A 2,781-nucleotide genomic window follows, 5' to 3' on the forward strand; every position below is an offset into this window, starting at 1 on the left:
TTTCGACCTAACTCAGTCAAGGTCAGTGTCTTACATTCAATCAGTGCCTTAGAGGCCAGCATCAAGCTGTTTAATCGTTTTAGGTGAAGTTCTGGGCAGTATTGGTGTAAAGAATGTTGTAGGATATTGGCTTCGCGCATCTTGTTGTCCAAGTGTAGTTTTTAGCGAAACCATTTGATCATGCAACAAGATGCGCTTCCACCCTAATTTGATGATTTATTTGTAAATCATCAGGGGATTCTTCAGGGTATAGTTACCCTCGGGTGGAGGTTCAAAAAGCAGTGGATTTCTTGAGCGCCTGCGGGGCACAAAGGAAGGAACCTATGGCGTGATTGTGCGGGCTGATACGATATTTCACAAAGCCAAATGCGCAAACTGCGACAGCTTGTCGCAGGTTGGATGAAAACTGTGTAGTTACGGTATCTTGAATGGTCGGGGTAAAAAGGGTTTAACGGTTAAATCCTTATGCGTGGCGAGAAGGCTTAACGATTGTTTAGTGACCACGGGTGATTGACTTATAAGACAGAATTCAGATTGCCTAAGTGTTGCACTAGCTCTGCCATATTGTTCACTTCGAGCTTTTTCATGATTTTTGCGCGGTGTACTTCAATCGTGCGCAGGGATAAAAACATCGCCTCCGATATTTGCTTGTTAGTCATGCCTTGGATCACATGGGCTAACACTTGCTGTTCGCGCTCGGTCAGTTGGTCAAATTTATGTTGCAGACTTTGTTGCTCGAAGGCCGCTTGGCTTTCACGCTGCGCCTTTTCAATCGCTTGTACTAATGCCTTGCCGGACACTGGTTTTTGAAAAAAATCGCAGGCTCCCTTACGAAAGGCGCTTAACGCCATAGGTAAATCACCATGGCCAGTGAGAAATATCACGCCTAGCGGGCTGTGGGTTTCCAGTAATTTTTGCTGCACTTCTTGGCCGGTGATTTCTGGCATTCGACTATCTAAAATCACGCAGCCCGCCTGTGATAATGCACAGTGCTCAAGGAAGTCGCGGCCGCTGTTGAAGGTTTGCACTTGATAGCCAAATTGTCCGAGCATAAAGCCCAGTGAATCCAGAATCGCTTCATCGTCATCGACTAGATAGAGTGGCAATTTTATCGACATGGTGTTCCTTGTGGCGCGGTAAGCATGCTATCAGCTTAAGCTGGGTGCGGAGTGGGCTCAATTTTAAGCCTAGGTCTTGGGAGATACATCACTAAATTAGCCAATTCCCTCTGGGCATAAATCAGAGTTTGGCGACATTTCACAGCTTGATTTTTATCTGCGAGCTAAAGTCGTTCCATGACAATGGCATATAAGAGTGGGTAATAGAGGCGATGACGATTGACTCTTGGTGTAAAGCGATATTGATGGGATTCTTGCTGAGTGTCATTGGGCTTAATCCGTCCTATGCCAACGAAGCGACAGAAGTGAACCATTTTAGAGTCGGAGTGCTGGCAAATCATGGCGTGTTACAGGCCAAGCAGCGTTGGCAACCTATGATGGATTACCTCAGTGAGCAAGTGCCTAATAGTCATTTTGAAGTCGTGCCTGTGGATTTTAATGGCATGCGTAGTCAGTTACTTGAGCATGATTTGCAGTTTATCGTCACTAACCCTGGGCAATATCTGCATCTAAGTAACAATTTCCCGCTGTCTTGGCTTGCGACAATGAAGAGTCGTAAGCATCAAGGCAGCACTTTTACCATAGGCGCGACCATTATTGTCCGCGCCGACAGCCCTATCCGTACCTTGCAGGATTTGCGCGGGCGCAATGTGGTCGCCAGTGATCCGCAGGCTTTGGGCGGGTATCAAGCGGCCATGGGGTTACTGCATAAAATGGGTTTTTTACCCGAACAGTTTTTTGGGCAAGTGCGCTTCCTCGGGTTCCCGTTAGAACCGCTTATCTATCAAGTCAGAGACGGCAGTGCCGACGCCGCAATAGCGCCTTTTTGTACCTTAGAGGAAATGATCGCAACGGGTCTTGTTAATCAGGGCGATTATCGGGTTATCCATCCTGCAACGCCTGCAGGATATGATTGTGAGGTGAGCACTCAGTTATACCCAAACTGGTCATTCGCTGCGGCGGATACGGTTTCTCCTAAGCTGACGATGGCGATTACCCGCGCCTTATTCGATTTACCCGCCGATCATATTGCAGCAATTACCGCCGATACTTTGGGCTGGACTGCGCCCGTAAGCCAGTTAAAAGTGATTGAGTTATTTAAAGAATTACAACTACAGGGAGCATCACCACCACTTTATCAAACCGTATACAAATGGATGGCAAAAAATAAAGAATGGGGTGGCGCACTGTTGTTAATTTTCATTATTTCCACCATTTATCACCTGTGGCTTGAATATAAGTTTCGCCAGAAAAGTGAGTTTTTAGTTAGCACTGAGCGTCAATTAAAGGACAAGGCACTGCAGCTTGAGCGACTGCAAAGTGCGGCGATTCTTGGGGAAATAGGTGCAGGACTTGCCCATGAACTCAATCAACCCATAGCCGCCATTACCCAATACAGCGAAGGTGCCATGCTACGTAAGCGTCCATTTTAGGACGTATTGACGCCTTATAGATTTCGGCCAAGCATCCTGGCTAGATGTCTTTCAGGATCTGCACCAGTCCTGGTGGGATTTTCCACTGGCGGTTATCATCGCTGACCACCATCACTGATTTCTTGTTGATTTTGATAACCACGCCGAACACTTGGCCTTCTTTGGCCTTGAAGTGGACTTTTTGGCCTAAACGTAGCTGGCTTAGAACATTGATGTCGTTTTGCAAACGT

At 46.9% G+C, this 2,781-nt stretch carries 2 protein-coding genes and 2 pseudogenes; 1 reads left to right on the plus strand and 3 read right to left on the minus strand.

All coding sequences use genetic code 11. The annotated features are described in order from the left end of the window. Positions 1-140 (minus strand): annotated as a pseudogene (locus L5M10_RS23475) (IS4 family transposase); the annotation flags it as partial. A 375-nt stretch (positions 141-515) separates the two neighbouring features. Then, the gene (locus L5M10_RS23480; protein ID WP_105251242.1) at positions 516-1,118 is read right to left on the minus strand and encodes a response regulator transcription factor; all 603 of its coding nucleotides are present in this window, start codon (positions 1,116-1,118) and stop codon (positions 516-518) included. Positions 1,119-1,330: 212 nt separating this feature from the next. Between L5M10_RS23480 and L5M10_RS23485 the strand changes: the two are divergent. Beyond that, positions 1,331-2,536: pseudogene (locus L5M10_RS23485) on the plus strand (PhnD/SsuA/transferrin family substrate-binding protein); the annotation flags it as partial. Between the two features lie 55 nt (positions 2,537-2,591). On the opposite strand, the gene L5M10_RS23490 reads toward L5M10_RS23485, so the two are convergent. Further along, a partial coding sequence (locus L5M10_RS23490) for a transposase (RefSeq protein ID WP_263256005.1) occupies positions 2,592-2,781 on the minus strand: 190 nt, incomplete at its 5' end.

It is taken from the genome of Shewanella sp. SM32, from assembly GCF_025654235.1.
Lineage (GTDB): Bacteria > Pseudomonadota > Gammaproteobacteria > Enterobacterales > Shewanellaceae > Shewanella > Shewanella oncorhynchi.

Bases quoted from the DNA above. Each gene is read 5' to 3' on its own strand.
- L5M10_RS23480 (WP_105251242.1), bottom strand. From the start codon at position 1,118: ATGTCGATAAAATTGCCACTCTATCTAGTCGATGACGATGAAGCGATT.